The sequence below is a fragment of the Paenibacillus radicis (ex Xue et al. 2023) genome (assembly GCF_024722015.1).
In the GTDB taxonomy this organism is placed as follows: domain Bacteria; phylum Bacillota; class Bacilli; order Paenibacillales; family NBRC-103111; genus Paenibacillus_S.
The window spans coordinates 214,960-231,254 of record NZ_JANQBD010000011.1 but is presented as its reverse complement, the minus strand read 5'-3'; the positions used below and the strand labels follow the sequence as shown (position 1 = coordinate 231,254).

19 protein-coding genes and 1 pseudogene are annotated in these 16,295 nt (G+C 45.9%); 13 read left to right on the top strand and 7 right to left on the bottom strand.

The window, feature by feature from the left end; genetic code table 11:
- Positions 1–27: 27 nt before the first annotated feature.
- Positions 28–1,284 (bottom strand): sporulation integral membrane protein YlbJ, encoded by a 1,257-nt coding sequence (ylbJ, locus tag NV381_RS16800; RefSeq protein WP_258214443.1) that lies wholly within the window; start codon positions 1,282–1,284, stop codon positions 28–30.
- Positions 1,285–1,765: 481 nt separating this feature from the next.
- On the opposite strand from ylbJ, the gene NV381_RS16795 reads away from it, so the two are divergent.
- Positions 1,766–2,164, top strand: a complete 399-nt coding sequence (locus NV381_RS16795) for a globin (RefSeq protein ID WP_258214442.1) — start codon at positions 1,766–1,768, stop codon at positions 2,162–2,164.
- Positions 2,165–2,212: 48 nt separating this feature from the next.
- Positions 2,213–2,917, top strand: coding sequence for a DUF2225 domain-containing protein (locus NV381_RS16790; protein WP_258214441.1), 705 nt, complete (start codon positions 2,213–2,215; stop codon positions 2,915–2,917).
- A gap of 92 nt (positions 2,918–3,009) precedes the next feature.
- Here the strand turns inward: NV381_RS16790 and NV381_RS16785 are convergent, their stop codons facing one another.
- The 3 genes from NV381_RS16785 to NV381_RS16775 are packed head-to-tail and all read right to left on the bottom strand — an operon-like array spanning position 3,010 to position 4,580.
- A complete protein-coding gene (locus NV381_RS16785; RefSeq protein WP_258214440.1) occupies positions 3,010–4,098 on the bottom strand; it encodes a GGDEF domain-containing protein in 1,089 nt (362 codons plus the stop codon).
- A 44-nt stretch (positions 4,099–4,142) separates the two neighbouring features.
- A complete protein-coding gene (locus tag NV381_RS16780; RefSeq protein WP_258214439.1) occupies positions 4,143–4,382 on the bottom strand; it encodes a hypothetical protein in 240 nt (79 codons plus the stop codon).
- A gap of 3 nt (positions 4,383–4,385) precedes the next feature.
- Positions 4,386–4,580, bottom strand: coding sequence for a YycC family protein (locus NV381_RS16775; protein WP_258214438.1), 195 nt, complete (start codon positions 4,578–4,580; stop codon positions 4,386–4,388).
- Positions 4,581–4,736: 156 nt separating this feature from the next.
- On the opposite strand from NV381_RS16775, the gene NV381_RS16770 reads away from it, so the two are divergent.
- The gene (locus tag NV381_RS16770; protein WP_258214437.1) at positions 4,737–6,524 is read left to right on the top strand and encodes a M3 family oligoendopeptidase; all 1,788 of its coding nucleotides are present in this window, start codon (positions 4,737–4,739) and stop codon (positions 6,522–6,524) included.
- 365 nt (positions 6,525–6,889) lie between these two features.
- On the opposite strand, the gene NV381_RS16765 is transcribed toward NV381_RS16770, so the two are convergent.
- Complete coding sequence (locus NV381_RS16765) at positions 6,890–8,146, bottom strand: methyl-accepting chemotaxis protein (protein ID WP_258214436.1); 1,257 nt, start codon at positions 8,144–8,146, stop codon at positions 6,890–6,892.
- Positions 8,147–8,318: 172 nt separating this feature from the next.
- Here NV381_RS16765 and NV381_RS16760 point away from each other — a divergent pair, with 172 nt between their 5' ends.
- From NV381_RS16760 to NV381_RS16735, 6 genes are all read left to right on the top strand, one after another.
- Complete coding sequence (locus NV381_RS16760; protein WP_258214435.1) at positions 8,319–8,711, top strand: VOC family protein; 393 nt, start codon at positions 8,319–8,321, stop codon at positions 8,709–8,711.
- Positions 8,712–9,238: 527 nt separating this feature from the next.
- Positions 9,239–9,622 (top strand): O-methyltransferase, encoded by a 384-nt coding sequence (locus tag NV381_RS16755; RefSeq protein ID WP_258214434.1) that lies wholly within the window; start codon positions 9,239–9,241, stop codon positions 9,620–9,622.
- Positions 9,623–9,839: 217 nt separating this feature from the next.
- Positions 9,840–10,196, top strand: a complete 357-nt coding sequence (locus NV381_RS16750) for a hypothetical protein (RefSeq protein ID WP_258214433.1) — start codon at positions 9,840–9,842, stop codon at positions 10,194–10,196.
- A gap of 318 nt (positions 10,197–10,514) precedes the next feature.
- Entirely contained in the window at positions 10,515–11,006 is a 492-nt protein-coding gene (locus NV381_RS16745; protein ID WP_258214432.1) for a cation:proton antiporter regulatory subunit, read from the top strand.
- 4 nt (positions 11,007–11,010) lie between these two features.
- The gene (locus tag NV381_RS16740) at positions 11,011–12,237 is read left to right on the top strand and encodes a cation:proton antiporter (protein WP_258214431.1); all 1,227 of its coding nucleotides are present in this window, start codon (positions 11,011–11,013) and stop codon (positions 12,235–12,237) included.
- 65 nt (positions 12,238–12,302) lie between these two features.
- Positions 12,303–12,764, top strand: coding sequence for a hypothetical protein (locus NV381_RS16735; RefSeq protein ID WP_258214430.1), 462 nt, complete (start codon positions 12,303–12,305; stop codon positions 12,762–12,764).
- A 104-nt stretch (positions 12,765–12,868) separates the two neighbouring features.
- On the opposite strand, the gene NV381_RS16730 is transcribed toward NV381_RS16735, so the two are convergent.
- Complete coding sequence (locus tag NV381_RS16730; protein WP_133226880.1) at positions 12,869–13,096, bottom strand: alpha/beta-type small acid-soluble spore protein; 228 nt, start codon at positions 13,094–13,096, stop codon at positions 12,869–12,871.
- A gap of 184 nt (positions 13,097–13,280) precedes the next feature.
- On the opposite strand from NV381_RS16730, the gene NV381_RS16725 reads away from it, so the two are divergent.
- The 3 genes from NV381_RS16725 to NV381_RS16715 are packed head-to-tail and all read left to right on the top strand — an operon-like array spanning position 13,281 to position 15,787.
- Positions 13,281–13,760, top strand: coding sequence for a hypothetical protein (locus tag NV381_RS16725; protein ID WP_258214429.1), 480 nt, complete (start codon positions 13,281–13,283; stop codon positions 13,758–13,760).
- 46 nt (positions 13,761–13,806) lie between these two features.
- Positions 13,807–14,286 (top strand): PH domain-containing protein, encoded by a 480-nt coding sequence (locus tag NV381_RS16720; RefSeq protein WP_258214428.1) that lies wholly within the window; start codon positions 13,807–13,809, stop codon positions 14,284–14,286.
- A complete protein-coding gene (locus tag NV381_RS16715) occupies positions 14,279–15,787 on the top strand; it encodes a PH domain-containing protein (protein ID WP_258214427.1) in 1,509 nt (502 codons plus the stop codon). Before NV381_RS16720 ends, NV381_RS16715 begins: the two co-directional genes overlap by 8 nt.
- An 8-nt stretch (positions 15,788–15,795) precedes the next feature.
- On the opposite strand, the pseudogene NV381_RS16710 reads toward NV381_RS16715, so the two are convergent.
- Positions 15,796–15,909, bottom strand: a pseudogene (locus NV381_RS16710) (ATP-binding protein); the annotation flags it as partial.
- 7 nt (positions 15,910–15,916) lie between these two features.
- On the opposite strand from NV381_RS16710, the gene NV381_RS16705 reads away from it, so the two are divergent.
- On the top strand, positions 15,917–16,171 hold the full coding sequence (locus tag NV381_RS16705; protein ID WP_258214426.1) for a hypothetical protein: 255 nt from the start codon (positions 15,917–15,919) through the stop codon (positions 16,169–16,171).
- The last annotated feature ends 124 nt before the right edge of the window (positions 16,172–16,295 follow it).

Here is a 16,295-nt window from a genome sequence, read left to right as displayed (position 1 = left end):
CGCAGCCGTTTATTCTTGGTTATTATCCTATTTACCCAACGGCTTCATACATTGCTTCACAATGAGATACAAAAGATAAATGAAGGCAAGCATAATGGATACTCCGGCAAATGAGGCGATCCCCCATGGTATTGTATAGCGCCACAAAGTTGTTAATGGTGATGTAACGTCTATCTGAGGGATAAAAGCTGCCACAGTAGCCCGATAAGGCTGCATAGGCTCCCACAAGATGAATATCGCAGTGGCCGCCATCAATCCGTGAAGGAAACGCGCCGCAAGGAAGGGGAGGTAGCGCAGGTTGGTATGATGCAGCAGGCTGACGATTTGTGCGTGTACCGATAAACCGGCCCAGGAAAGTACAAAAGCGGCGATGGCTGTTTTGAATACTAGATCAATATGACTTCCAGCCCCACCCGCAGCCTTGGCTCCAAGTGTCACTTCAAAGATGCCGTTAGCAACGGCTTTCGATAGCTCCAAAGGGACATTAAACAGCTGAAGCACCGAATTAATGCCTATGTAAAAAATGCTCATAATATGCGCGGAAGTCATAACCTCCATCACAACGGAGAAGAATACTACAAGCCCTCCCACGACAAAATTAAGCTGTAGACCTGTTCGTACCGCCTGCTGGAGCATCTCGCCCAAAGATCGGCCATCCATCATACGGGCTGTATGCATCGCATCAAATGCCCGAATCAGTATGCTGCGGGAAGCTGTGTTGGACTTTTTCGTGATCGGCATCGGGTCGTGGGTCATGGCGGCTTGCGATCCACCATGGAAACGCATCAGTAAACCTAGCAGTATCGCCGTCCCATAATGAGCCGCGGCTAAAATTCCAGCCAAGCTGGCATCATGGAAAAAGCCTAGAGATACCGCTCCAATCAGAAAGATAGGATCGGAGGAAGTAGTGAATGCGACGAGTCGTTCTCCCTCCTCGCGATTGATGAGCCGCTGCTCCCATAGCTGTGACGTAAGTTTCGCAGCTACAGGATAGCCAGCAGCGAAACCCATAGCCATAACGAAGCCGCCGATTCCAGGAATCCGAAACACAGGACGCATTAGCGGATCAAGCAGCGTGCCAAAGAAATGGACAAGACCGACACCCAACATCATTTCGGAAATAACGAAAAAGGGAAAGAGTGCAGGAAACAGGACATCCCACCATATGGAAAGCCCCTTTAGCGATGCATGAAATGACTCCGTTGGGAAGAATAACATCAAGCATAGTAAGCTTAGACCAAGTAAGGCGATGGCATATACGATTGGAAACCTTTTTAACAGCATAGTGGGTGTCCTCCTGAGAGTTTCGCTCTGGCGAAATGGCATCGTAAGCATGAGCTGTCTTTGTGTAAGAAATTAACAATGCATGGGCTGGGCTGGAATGCTTTTGAAGCTTTGAGGCTTTAGGCCTCATCAGTAACTATATGTACAAGGCTATATAGACATGCATGCTCAAAGTAGGACAAACAGGTATAAAAAAATAGCGCATACCTGTAAATTTGCTGAATTATCAAAATGTTTATGGTACAATAGTACCAATATGAGAGTAGGAGTTGATCCTTGTGATGGGTGTAATTGCTGGGATTCTCGTATGTGCGTTCGTTTATGTGATCAGGGAAACATTGATGACCTCCGGCGAGGAGGATTTGTAAACTGAAGCAGGCGTTTAGTTTGTTTCACTTAGTAGTAGATGCTAATCGCCGAGGCATTAGCATCTATTTTTGTTTTGAAAAAAATATATTCACAAGTCAGGTGAAGAAACGATATGTCCGATCAACAGAATTCACAGCAAGAGAGAACATTGTTCGAAATGATCGGTGGAGAGACAACAGTCCGCCGCATAGTGGAAGCATTTTATCCGCTTGTACAGGCTCATCAACTGCTCGGGCCTTTATTTCCCGAAAATATAGAACCAGTCATGGAGAAGCAATATTTGTTTTTGACACAGTTTTTTGGAGGACCCCCATTATTCTCCCAGCAATACGGACATCCCATGATGAGAGCCCGTCATATGCCGTTTGAGATTACTCCGCAGCGTGCCGACGCTTGGCTTGGGTGCATGGAGCAGGCGCTTACAGACATCGGAATAGATCCCCAATTGAGAGAACTGCTGCTGCAGCGGCTGCAAGGTCCAGCGTATCATTTTGTTAATACGGATAATTAGTTTATTGATGATGGGGATGGACTACTTTTATCATAAGGAAGTGAGCTAATGGTTGAACCGTTATTTCATGTAAAGGTGGAGTGCGTGTATTGCAAAGCTACATACCGCACTTCAAGAGTAAGGCCCAGCTTTAAAAAGGCCAAGCATACGGATACCGATTTCTGCATTCATTACAAGGAAATAAATCCTGATTACTATGTGGTTCGTGTATGTCCTTTGTGTGGATACGCGGATTCAGAGAATTCTACCAACAAGCTAACTGCCCCTCAAATGCAGGAGTTTCGTGAGAAGGTTGCTGATAATTGGCTGCAGAAGGAATTCGGTAATGAGCGTACCTGGGAGGAGGCCATGCAGACTTACAAGCTTGCGCTGGTTTGTGCCCAGATTCGAAACGAGAAGGGGCGCGTAATCGCCGGATTGCTGCATCATATCGCGTGGTTGTACCGTTACGGCGAGCAAGAGGAGCAGGAGCTTCGATTTCTGCAATTTGCCTTGGACGCTTATACGAATGTTTTTGAAACGGAGGCGGGGGAACTCAACAATGCACGTCTCATGTATTTACTTGGGGAACTGAACCGTAGGGTAAGAAACTATAAGGATGCGGTGAAGTGGTTCGGCAGAGTTATTAATGATAAAAGGATCATGGACGCAGCTATGATTCGCGCTTCAAGAGAGCAGTGGGTAGTAACAAGGGAAGATATGCTGGCTAGACAATTAGAGCTGCCTGAAGAAATGCTAAGTGAGAAGAAGTAGTCTTGGACAAGCTTGATTCATACATAACAATTAACTTGGATACATATTTATAGAAAAACACTTCATGCAGCATCCGCTTATGGAAACCTGCATCAAGTGTTTTTTGCTGTTGCTATTATGTCGCTATAAAAGGTGTAGCGGTTTTTGCCACTGCCTTTGGAGGAGTACAGGGCTTCATCGGCCTCAGATATGATGTGCAAAAGCTCGTCGTGCTTGCTCCCCGAGATGGAGATACCGACGGATATCGTTGTTGTCGGTTCTTCCAAGCCAATTGATTGATACGCTTTCACGGTGTGGCATAACTTCCCGGCATAGTGTGCTAACTCGGAATAGTCGGTTATTTGACTCATAATAATAAACTCTTCTCCGCCATAACGGGCTACATAGTCGTGCTCGTAGATCGTAGTCCGCAGGATCTGCCCAATTTCCTGCAGCAGTCGATCCCCTTGAAGATGTCCGAATGTATCATTATATTTCTTGAAATTGTCAATGTCGACCATCATGATGGTGACAGGCCTGAATCGCATCGTGTTGCTTGCGATATTCATAAAGCTTCTAAGATTTGGCAGACCCGTAAGACCATCCTGATTAGCTTGAAGCTCCAAGCGGCGTTGAAGCATCCAACTGCGATTCTCATCGTTGTACATGACAATCAATGTATGTATGGCTAAAGCAGAAAGAATCAGAATAACGAGTTGAGTGCTGAAAAAGGAAAAGGATACATTTTGCTGCATAAATCCGTTCATTGCTAATCGTACAATGGCCAGAATGATGCATATCTTGATTCCATCCCAATAGGGAATGACAGCATGACCTGATTCATTCTCCTTACGGTGGAACATGGAGCTAATAACGGCAGGGATGATGAAATCCTGCGCAATACGCATCCACCCATAGGGCTCTTGTATCACATAGATGTATAGGGAGGGGATCATTGCTGACAGAAGTGAAATCAACCATCCGAAGCGTAAGCCTGCCATTATTATGGGAGCAAAAGATAAGTCAGTTGCCAGTTCGTAGTCAGGTAAGGGCTGGAGCATCATGATGATGCAGGCCAAGCCAGTTAAGAGGGGAGCGGTTACTGATTGGTATCGCTCCATAAACAGCCTGTTTTTTAATTTTAATGCGATATAACTCAGTGCAATTAGGACGCAGGCATTGGCAAACGGTATCGGGTACATGACTGTTTCCACTCCTGATAAAGCCGGCAATCGCTGTGGAATTCTCAGCGTCGGTTTCTTAATGGTTGATTGGCAAGCAAATAATCCTGATCGGCGTCCACAAGCGTAATCTTATTGTGGCAGCATGGAAATACGAGCAGCCGTTTTGTACCCCGGCTAATTTCGGGTAAATCTGTGCGCTTGAGCGGCAGAAGTACATTAGGCTGATTGCAGAAAGGACATTCATGCACATATACATCCTGCTGAATCAATTCATAAGGCCAGGTGCAATCAAATGGAATCATAAATTAAGACTCCTGCTTGGGTGAATCCGTGGTAGAATCCTGGTTTGTTTGCTCGCTGGGAGCCGTTGAATTTTTTGCAAGCTCGGCCAACTTTTGAAGCAAAATATGTTGAGGCATGTGCATCAAATGCTCTAAAGGAACATTTAACTGTTTGGCTAGCTTTTGTGCCGTTTCAGGCGAGATCTGTAAAGGTTTCATGCTGCTGTCAACTCCTGTCAATAGATCTATAGTCACCATTTAATCATATGAACTGTAACAATACAACCAAAATTTGGAGGGTCTGGATTTTGGCTGTGACTTAATCTATGGTTTAATTAGATTGTATATATTTTTTTCGAAAGGTGTGATGCTTACATGCAGAAGCAATTGCAGCAAACATGGGATTTATCTGTATTTTTTCCGGGTGGAAGCACTTTGGATGCGTTCCGGGCATTCCTCGAACAGCTTGGAACGGATGTAACCGGCTTTAACGAGCTGCTGGGCGGGCTTAAAGCTTCACAAATCCTCAAGGCAGCAGATTTGCAGCCGGTTTTGGCGCTGCTTCAGTCTATCGCCAAAAAGATCAGAGAAGCCGACTCATTCGTCGCTTGCTTGGCGGCTGAAAATCAGGCTGACAAGCAAGCCGTAATTTTGGCGGGCCGAGTCAAAACATTATCGGCAGCCTACACCTCGGCTTTGACGAAGTTCGATCAACAGCTGACTGAAATCAGCGATGCTGTATGGGAAGAGCTGCTGCAATCGCCACAGCTGCAAGAAATTGCATTCCCGCTCGACGAACGGCGGGCTTTGGCCGCAGAGAAGCTGCCTCCAGAGCAGGAAGCGTTAGCCAATGAGCTTGCCATCGATGGTTATCATGGATGGGGCGAAGCCTACAACACTACAGTCAGCAAGTTCCGTATACTGTATGAGGACAATGGCAAGACGCAGGAGCTCTCCGCCGGGCAGGCGGCGAATAAGATGCACAGCCCTGATCGCGCCGTCCGACAGCAGCTGTTCAAGCTGTGGGAGGACAAATGGGCGGATCACGCGGATTACTGCGCCGATGCGCTCAACCATTTGGCAGGCTTCCGCTTGAAGCTGTATGAGCGCCGCGGCTGGGAAGGTATACATAAGGAACCGCTCGCGATTAATCGGATGTCCAAGGAGACATTAGACGCCATGTGGGGCGTGATTGACCGAGGCAAGGACATCTTCGTGCAGTATCTTCAGCGTAAAGCCAAGCTGCTCGGAATCGAGCAGTTGAGCTGGTACGATGTAGATGCTCCCGTAGGAGAAGGGAGCAAGCATTTCAGCTACGACGAAGGCGCGCAGCTTATCGTCGAGCAGTTTCGCCGCTTCAGCCCCAAGCTGGCGGATTTCGCTGTTGCAGCGTTCGAGTCGCGCTGGATCGAGGCCGAGGACCGGCCAGGTAAAAGGCCGGGCGGGTTCTGCACATCGTTTCCGATTGCAGAGCAAACGCGTATCTTTATGACCTACGCGGGCACAGCCTCCAACGTGGCTACCTTGGCTCATGAGCTGGGTCACGGCTACCACCAGCATGTAATGAATGATCTGCCTGCTCTGGCGCAGGATTATGCCATGAACGTTGCAGAAACGGCTTCTACGTTTGCTGAATTGGTTGTTTCTGATGCAGCCATGAAAGGAGCTTCCAGTGCAGAAGAGCGGTTGACACTGCTGGAAGATAAGATTCAAAGATCTGTAGCTTTCTACATGAACATTCATGCGAGATTTATTTTTGAAACACAGTTTTATGAAGAACGCAGCAAAGGGCTCGTAAGTGTGGAACGATTAAATGAACTGATGGTGCAGGCTCAAAAGCAAGGCTACCGCGACGCTTTAGCCGAGTATCATCCGCATTTCTGGGCTTCCAAGCTTCACTTCTATATAACTGAAGTTCCATTTTACAACTTTCCGTATACATTTGGCTATATGTTTAGCGCAGGGATTTACGCAGAGGCACTGCGTCAAGGAGCTGAATTTGAAGCAAAATACGTCGCGCTGCTTCGTGACACCGGCCGTATGACCGTAGAGGAGTTGGCTCAAAAGCATTTGGGTGTTGATCTTCGGCAGCCTGATTTCTGGCAGCGTGCGATGGATTTATCTGTCGAGGATGTTGTTGAATTCCTTCGTTTGACGGAGTAGTTCTATGTTTGTGGTTTAAGGTTTTTGTGGTTTCAGGGTTTAAAGGTTTTAAGGTTTGAGGGTTTGAGGGTTTGAGGGTTTGAATGGTTGGCTCTTGCCCTAATAAAAAGAAGCCGGGGCTCGAAGCCCCCGGCCTTCTTTCTACTAATAAGAAGAAGAAATTTGTCTGGCTTAGCCTAGAAAGAAGAAGCGACCGCAGAGCGGAAAGGGAATGTACCGTAGAGTTTACGAGTCCCATTTTGATGCCGTGTTCCAGCCACCTAGTCTAATCAAAGGAACACGGCTTCAATAGGGACCGGAGGTACATCCCTTTCCCGCGGCAGCGTAAGCTTCTTCCATCACTAAGCCGGACAAATTTCCACCACCTACAGTTTGAAAAGCTGCATAGTCTGCTGTAGCTTGGTAACCAGCTTGGTCATTTGCTCCGATTGATCAACAATATCTTGAACTGCATGGATTTGCTCATTCATTGAAGCCGAAACTTCTTGAGTACCTGCAGCCGATTGCTCTGTGATGGCTGAGATACTTTCCATAGTACCGGAAATACGTTGAGCACTGTCCAGCATTTGTTGACTTTCGCTTGCGAAGGATGCTATCTGCTCTGAAATAAACTTGACGCTGCTGACGATTTCGGCAAAAACCGTTTCCGTTTCAGAGATCAATACCGTTTGTCTATTTACGATTTGCTCGTTCTCTGCGATATGGGTCAGCGCTTGACGGATTCCTTCTTCGATGCTGCGAACCAGCTCGAATACCTCTCTTGTAGAGGTTGTGGATTCCTCGGCAAGCTTACGAACTTCTTGGGCTACTACGGCAAAGCCTTTTCCGTGCTCGCCTGCACGTGCCGCTTCAATGGAGGCATTCAGGGAAAGCAGGTTGGTCTGCTCCGCAATTTCAGAAATGGATCTTGTAATTTGGGAAATATTATTGGCTTTTGAAGCGAGCTGATCAATCGTACGTGATACATTAGAGGTGGCCTCTACGTTGCGTTTCATACCCGTTCCTTGATTTTCGACGGATTGAATCCCTTTTTCGACCAAAGAAAGCATTTGTCCGGATCGTGAATTCATTTCCTGAGTTGAAGTTGTTAGGCCTGTTACTTTTTGTTCAATATCTTTGGTTGCGATGGATATATCCGAAATTTCCTCGGAAATTTGGTTAGCGCCTGATGCGAGCTCATTAGAGGAAACGGCTACCTGCTCCAAAACAACCTTCAAATTTTCATTTTTGAAAAAAATATCTCGGCTAGAGTCGAAAACATGCTTCGACATACTGCCCGTATCCTGCAAAATCTCGCGAAGCTTGTCCATCATTTTGTTAAAGGAAGTTCCCAGCTCGCCTAGTGCATCGTCAGATTGAACGGTAACCTTTTGTGAAAAGTCGCCTTTGGAAATGTTTAAGGCAATGCGGGAAATGTTGCTTATCGGTTCTGTAAGCGCTCTCTCAAACCAGCTGATAAAAGGAAAGCTAAGCCCAATCATAACCACCAGGAAGATAATGCCTAAGACCATGAGATCAGGAGACTTTGTAATCAGAATAATTAATGCGATAGAATAAAGAGCAACTATCGCGTAACATCCGAGTTGAAGCTTCTTTTTAAATGAAAGGGCTTGAAAATTCATTAGCATATCTCCTTTGGGATGTATGTAAAAATCTTACTTATGAGAGCATTATATCACCCAATAGTACCATGGTCTATAGTTCAGATCCCGATACTTCAGCATGGTTCGACCTTTTTAGCGTTAATAGGACTTTTGATGCAATACACTAATACGAATGGAGTAGATGAACATTATGATTAATTATTCAGGGATTCATCATGTAAGCTTGACTGTGCGAGATTTGGAAAAGGCCAAAACCTTTTATGCAGAAGTGCTTGGATTAAAAGAAATCGAGCGTCCTCCGTTTGATTTTGCCGGAGCGTGGTATGCGGTTGGGGAGGGAGGTCAGCAATTGCATTTAATCGTTCATGAGGGGGAGACGCTGAGGGAAGGTGAGATTAACACTCGTGACGGACATTTCGCGATGAGGGTCGGCAGCTACAAGGCGGCGATTGCTTGGTTGGATCAGAAGGGGGTTCCCTATGAGGCCAGACCGTTTGCCAAGGCGGGCTTTCCACAAATCTACGTGCTTGATCCGGACCGTAATATTATCGAATTCAATGCCGAGCGGTATGATGGGGAGTAGTGTGGAGAGGTTTTCCGAATCCTTGCGAAATATTGATGGAGATACATAGGTGCATACACTCGTTTAGCTTGGAATTTTGGCTCCTCTGTTGCGTATGATGAAGACAGGTTGCTCGTGACCGCCAGAAGATGACCTATTCTGGCGGTCTTGGGCATTTCTTTCTGTATGTTTAGTTTTCTGGTGATAGACATAAAACCTCGAAAAAGTAAAAATGTATTAGTAAAGCTATAACGGTTTTACAGGCACGCATATTTCACAAAAATTATTATTAATCATATGACCTGTGTATCTTTCTAAAATCGGTTTGTGGTCAATTTGAGATGGTATAAAATTATATTCATATGTTTTTTTGGAATTGATGATTTTCTTTGGTGTTTTTGTAATTTTATGTATTAATTTGTTGCATTATAGGAAGTTTTCTGAATATTGAAAATTTTTGTTGAATAAAGGAAAATTATTACATATAATGGGGCTACAGCCCTAGAGGCTGTAGGAAAAATAATTCAAAATTAGGTAGGAGGATGTTAATGATCTTAGAAAATGTGCCTTTGGCCAGACAGCTTGAAATTGTATTCCGGGAAATTAAAGAAGAGCTGACACAACTGACTTCAGGAACGGTGTTTGTACAAATCCGCAACAATGTTGTGGGCAAATTTGGGGTCAGAGCTTTTCCCCTGGAAAGCAAGGGAAGCCAATTGCACAAAATGGAAAGGGGGCTTTCGGATCCTGAACTGCAAACCTTTCGAATGACGGCTATGGAATCATTAAAGCTTAAGAACTGGAGCCATGGCGAGATCCAGTTCGAATTCGCCAAACGGCAGGACAAGCTGTGCACTAGCGTTGCTTTTGAATCCAACTACAATATGGCGAGCATCATCACGGATAAAGAAAAAGATCGGCATAACAAATAGTATTTAATTTTTATTATTCCGCACTTATTTCTTATTAATTTGGAAGAGAGCACCTCATCGTTTTAGTACTTGGAAGCGCTATGCTGACAGTACTGGCGGCGGGGTGTTTTTCATATTTCCACCGATTTTTTTGATTGGAATAAGTCTTGAAATTTGCCGAAAACGACGATTTATGGTATAATTTCATTGAAAACACGAAGAAAGGAGGTGTAATTGAATGATATCTCTTCATAGGTCGTCTAATCGTTGGTTTTCTATTATTATGATTGCCGTATTTATGCTTTTCACCACACCAACCCCTAGCCTTGAAATCCATGCTGTCGAGACGGTTCACAGTTCCTCCTCTTCACAAGGAATTGAATACAATACGAACCTGGTTGTTCGAAAAAATACCGTCTCCGAGAGCAAAAGGTTCGCCTCCTACGTTCCTGCCTTATTATTTATGTTATGTGCTGTCATTCATTTCTCTTTGTGCGGCTTACCGGCAGCCCGTGCTTCGTTTCGCCCCCAGATTGCCCGTCGATTAACCCGTATGCTGTTGCTCCCCATCAAATTCACCTCCCTTAACGTGTAGTTTTTGTTAGCCCCTTGTATGTTTCTACCACCCACATTTGAACATCCTGTTTGTGCTGTTTACTGCTGAAAAATTTTCACGCAGACTATGGTTTATTTAGTGCTGCCTATGCTTCGACTTAAACTGAAAATAATAGACATGAGGGTTATTTATGCTGCCAGTATCTTGTTTTTTGAAAAACAGGATATGAGGGTCTATTTGGTGCTGCGCACTAATAGTTAGCCATTTTGGCTGGACCTATCACTTCTCATGATTAATATAAGCAATTTTATAGCTGTATTTAAAAAGTTCAGGAGGAACCTTTAGGAGGATTTATATATGAATATTAGAGAAATTGAGCTTCCGGGAATTGGGAAAAAGTTTCAAATGACCACACGCGGAGGCGACAAGCTGGTGATCGTTATCCATGATGACGGCCGAAGGGAATGCTACCATTTTGATCATGAAAACCTAGAGGAAAGCATTTCTTTAGTTACTTTGGATGATGATGAGGCGCGTCTGATTGCAGGTATTATTGGCGGAATGAACTACAAACCGAAGGCTTTGGAGACTATTGAAGTTGCGCTGGATGATCTGGTTATTGAATGGTATCGGGTGGAGTCCGGATATAAATGCGTTGGTCAAACGATTGGTGATTTAAAAGTTCGTCAGAACACAGGAGCTACGATTATTGCCATTGTAGAGAAGCAAAAAAAGATTATAAATCCGGGACCGGACGTTGTCATTATGGTAGATTCTACCCTGGTAGTCGCAGGAGAGAGGGGGCAGCAGAAGCATTTTAAAACTATTTTAATGAATGGATGTGGTTGAACCTATGAACTATATGGTATTTGAAATAGGGCTGGCGATCGGACTTATTGCACTTGCTGGACTGCTGTCGGCTAAATTGCGTTTCTCGGTCATCCCCTTTTATATATTGGTCGGCATGGCAGTGGGACCTCATTCCATTAATTGGTGGCATATAGATTTGCGTTTTATAGAAAGCGCGGAGCTCATCGAGTTTCTTGGAAGAATCGGAGTTTTGTTCCTGTTGTTTTATTTGGGGCTTGAGTTCTCGGTAGGAAGGCTTATCAAATCAGGAAAATCCATTGCTGTTGGCGGGACGATATATATCCTGATCAATTTCACACTGGGCCTATTATTTGGTTGGCTGGTTGGGCTGCCCATGCTTGAAATTTTGATTGTTGCCGGAATTACTACCATTTCATCGAGTGCGATAGTGGCTAAAGTACTGGTTGATTTAAAGCGTACGGCAAATCCGGAGACCGAGATGATACTGGGCATCATTATGTTTGAGGACGTATTTCTTGCGGTCTATATTTCAATCGTGTCCGGGCTTGTGCTGAGCGGGTCTACTTCGATTGGCGGAGTCGTTCTCTCGGCTCTCATAGCTCTTGGATTCATGCTGTTAGTGCTCGTAGTTGGGCGCAAATCCGTCCCTTTCCTCAACCGGGTCTTGCATATACGCTCCAATGAGCTGTTTTTACTCGTTATATTCGCTGTGCTGTTTATAATTGCGGGTTTCTCCGAAACGATCCATGTGGCGGAAGCGATTGGAGCGCTATTAGTTGGACTGGTATTGGCCGAAACGGAGCATATGAAACGTATTGAGCATCTCATTTTACCGTTCAGGGACTTTTTTGGGGCTATTTTCTTCTTCAGCTTTGGATTAACGATCGACCCGTTCTCACTTGGCGGAGCCGTATGGTTATCATTAGGGGCTGTGCTATTGACACTGGCAGGAAATTTTGCCGCTGGGATGTGGGCCGGTCACTCGGCTGGCTTGTCTCCTAAAGCATCGGTAAATATTGGTCTTACCATTGTTGCCCGCGGAGAGTTCTCCATTATTATGGCTAATTTAGCTAAATCCGGACATCTTCTGCCAGTTATACAGCCATTTGCGGCACTGTATGTTCTTATTCTGGCTGTGCTCGGACCTCTGCTTACAAAAGAAAATAAACGTGTTTATGCAGCAATGGACTTTCTGTTTAAAATATCGGCTTTGGGCGGTAAAAAGGCTAAAAAAGCTGAAACACAATGACGAAATCGGATACCTCTACTAAGTAGATCAGAACTTCTATTCCTTTATGGGTAAGGAGGAGTTGGATGAAAACAATAAAAGAATATATTTTGGGTGGGGACGGAGCGGTATTTGGCAAACAGGCACTGTATACTTTAACTAGCAATGAGGCTGGGTTAAGAGACGGGGGTTCGGTGCTTGATCATATGCAGGATACGAGCACAGTAGCGGCTTACGTCATTGCAATGGCTGTCGGGCTTTATTGTGTTAGCAAGCTTTCCAAACGATCGTCTTTAGTCCGTATATTAAGAATAAGCAGCGGAAGGATTGTTGAAATTAGTGAGGAAATTACAAAAGTGACGGGTCGCAAGGCAGTATTGCTTGGCAGAAAATCGGATAACAAGGGAGTAGCCCGACAAACACTTCGATTGGAGATTTACAGATTGGAGGAAGTCATGCTGTATGATTTAATACTTGCTATCGACCAAGAGGCAGAAATAGAGATTCTCTCCGTTACTTCCTTGTATGGGGAAAAGGGAAGCAGATAAATTCATAGTATTCAAGCCTCGCTGACAGTTATTGTTGGCGGGGTTTTTCAATTGGAAAAGGCGACCCCTGGGGAGTCACCTCGTGTAAGTATGGAAGCCAAACATTATCTTGAGAATTTGCCTGCAAGTTGTTGCTCAGCGATTTGTACAAGACGACGGGTGATGTGGCCACCGATTGCACCAGTGTCACGAGTCGCCATGAAGCCATAGTAACCATCTTGCGGGATTTGAATTCCCAATTCTTGTGCTACTTCGTATTTGAGCTGCTCTAAAGCTTGGGAAGCTTGAGGTACAACCAAAACGTTGCTGCTGCGGGATTGTCCTTGTGCCATAGTTATCACCTCCGTTCCTTAGGTAGTATGTGTCAAAAGATGAAATATACTCATAGGAAAAAATGGAAAATGAATCCAAATGATTTTAGATGGATAGCGGCAACTATACAGTGCTTTTGAGGTTGCTTATAATGAAGGGATACTTATGGTACCGGACGTCTTATTAAACGGGGAGTGGAAACTTATGTTTAAATTAGAGTGCAAAGGCTGGTCATGGGATCAAGACCTGCAAATAATTCATGCTGACGTACGGCTAGAGGTGGATGGAGAGGTACTCATAGACGAACCGCTATGTGTGGATGTAGGGCTGCCCGCCTTGCTCTACAGCTTAAATCATGAAGTGGAGCCGAATCGTTGGGCATCACCCGAGGAGTGCTTTCGTATGCCCTTTTTCTGCTGCGGCTGCGGTGATCCGGAATGCCGGGCATTTTCGTTCCGTACCCGGCATCTTGACGGGGGGCAGGTAGAATTGACGGAGATGGAGGAAAGGCAGCATGGAGAAGCCAAAGCTCTGGCGACCTACATCATTCCATTGGAGACATACAAGTCTCAAATCATACCTGTCGCCCATCAGTATTTGTCTTTTGTAGAAGGGTTGGAATACCGTCCTTATTTTGCCGACACCATTAAGGTTGTTAGACAACTGGTAAATGGACATTCATAATTGACGATGGAAAAAGATATTTATGTGCAGGGGGAGGAATACTGCAATGCATTCACAACCAAGTGAAAGAATAGACCAGCGAGCGATTGCAGTATGGCAGTGGGGTGCCGCTATTACAAGTGCATTGTTGGCAGCTGTAGGTGTCGGTGCTATTATTGTTTCCATTAAGTTCGCTTGGCCTTGGTGGATTCCGGTGCTTATCTGTGCCGCAGTTGTACTGGAAATGGCTTTGGATATAACCATTATGCCGCCTCTCAGATGGAAGCGTTGGCGCTATGAAATACGGGAGGAAGAGATTGATCTTCTGCAAGGTGTCATATTCGTTACAAGAACGGTTATTCCCATGGTTCGGATTCAACATGTCGATACGCATCAGGGGCCGATTTTGCGCAAATACGGACTTACGAGCGTAACGTTCTCCACAGCAGCGGGTAAGCATCATATTCCAGCGCTTGCTGATGATACGGCCGCTCGGGTGCGCAAACAAATTGCCGAGCTCGCAAGGGTGACCAATGAAGATGTCTAAACCCATTCAAAACGGTAAAAGGATGCATCCGCTAGCTGCGGTTCTCTCCTCGTTAGGGTTGATTAAAGAGTGGCTGATTCCCTTGATTGTCTTTTTAGCTACATGGGTTTTTCGCGGCGAGGGACATACTGGAGCAGGGTACTGGAAAATGTTAATAAGTGCAGCGATTGTTGTTGTCATGATCGGGTCCGGTATTTTGACGTGGCTTCGTTACCGGTATGAGGTTTCTGATGGAATGCTTAAAGTGGAACACGGTATTTGGGTAACCAAAAGACAGTTTATCCCGCTTGAACGCATTCAAACAATTGATTTGACCGAAGGGCTGCTGCACCGAATGTTCGGGGTTACGAGGCTGCAGGTTCAGACCGCAGGGGGCAATAAACCGGAGGTGGTGCTATCTGCGTTAACACTTGTCGAGGCTCAACGTCTTAAGGAACAACTGCGTGGAGATAAACCGGCTGTTCGAGATGAGCAGACTACTGTGTCCGCCGATCAGTCGGCAGGTCCGGAGGGGCGTTTGCCAGGGCAGCTGCAGGAAGATCAGAAGGGGTTTGAAGACGAGCTGAAGCCCAGGTATAAGAGCACGCTGGGCAGCTTGTTCATAGCCGGGATGAGTTCAGGCAGCATGGGGTTAGCGATATCTCTGGTTGCAGCGCTGGTGTCCAAGGTGGATGAAATTTTCCCTGACTTGAAAGTTTTTCATAGCGTAGCAGACCTCTTTGAATTTGCGGCTATACCGGTGATCATCGCAGGTGGATTATTGATAGCCTGGATTTTAGGTGTTTGCTTGTCGATTATTAAGTTTGCTAATTTTACCGTTATTCGTTCGGGGAATGAGCTGATCATCTCACGGGGACTTTTGGAGCGAAGACAGGTTACGCTTCCCCTTGCACGAATCCAAGCGATTCGGATCGTTGAGGAGGTTTTGTGGCAGCCCTTTGGGTTTGCTGCGATTCATGTGGAAAGCGCCGGATACGGAAATGAGAAGGGGGAAACGACCTTATTGTTCCCGCTGCTCCGACGTAGAGAAATTGAACCGTTCCTGCAGCGAATGGCGCCGAGGTTTGCTGTGCAGCCGTTGCAATTGTTTGAAGCATTGCCTGCCAAAGCATGGAGGGGCTATGTACTGCCGTGGACCCTTTTTCTCGCGATAGCGACTGTGGTGACAGTTTGGTTTACGCCATGGGGATGGGGCGGTGCGATACTTGGCTTAGCTGCCGCTGTTTTCGGCTACCGGAAATATAGAGATGCAGGTTCTGTACTGACGAACGACTTGCTTATGCTCCGCTTTCGCCGGCTTGCATTAATCACGGTCAGGGTACCGAGAAATCGTATCCAATCGTGCAGGATTGAAAGTGATCCGCTGGAACGCCGCTGGGGGCTCGCTACACTTGGCGTTGCTGTAGCATGCCGTTTCGCGGGCGCCCAGTTCGAGCTGCCTGGTTTGCAATTATCAAAGTGCCACGAGATCATGAACTGGTATCGTCCGAATCGCAAGTGAAGCAATAGCTATTTCGGTGGAAAAGTCATGCGTATGACGGTACCCGCACCGGAAGTGCTTTCCACCTCTATGGTGCCGCCATGTGCTAATACGAGCTGTTTAGCGATCGCCATGCCGAGGCCGGGGCTCATGCAAAATCCGGCCAACCGTTTGTGGCTTGAACATGCCGGGAGTAAAGGCGGCTCTACAGCCTTCGTGCTGACACAAGCGATTTACGCGACCGATAAGGAGGGGAACCGGACGGAGCTCGCTATCTTCTTTAACGATCTGGATGAAATGCAAATGGAAAAGCTGTCCTCCAGCTTGAATGTATTCGGACAGAAGCTGCTCCAGGACGCCGAATTCCGCGATAAAGCTGCTGCGGGTATGGATAGCAGACCCTGATAGACATTTGCAGAGGGCTCACCTATACACACAAAGTGATGAGGGTCTTATCGCATTATTATGTAGTCACAGGGAATGATTTGAAAATATGCAAGGGTACACAGCATGGAAAAAAGCCTCTATC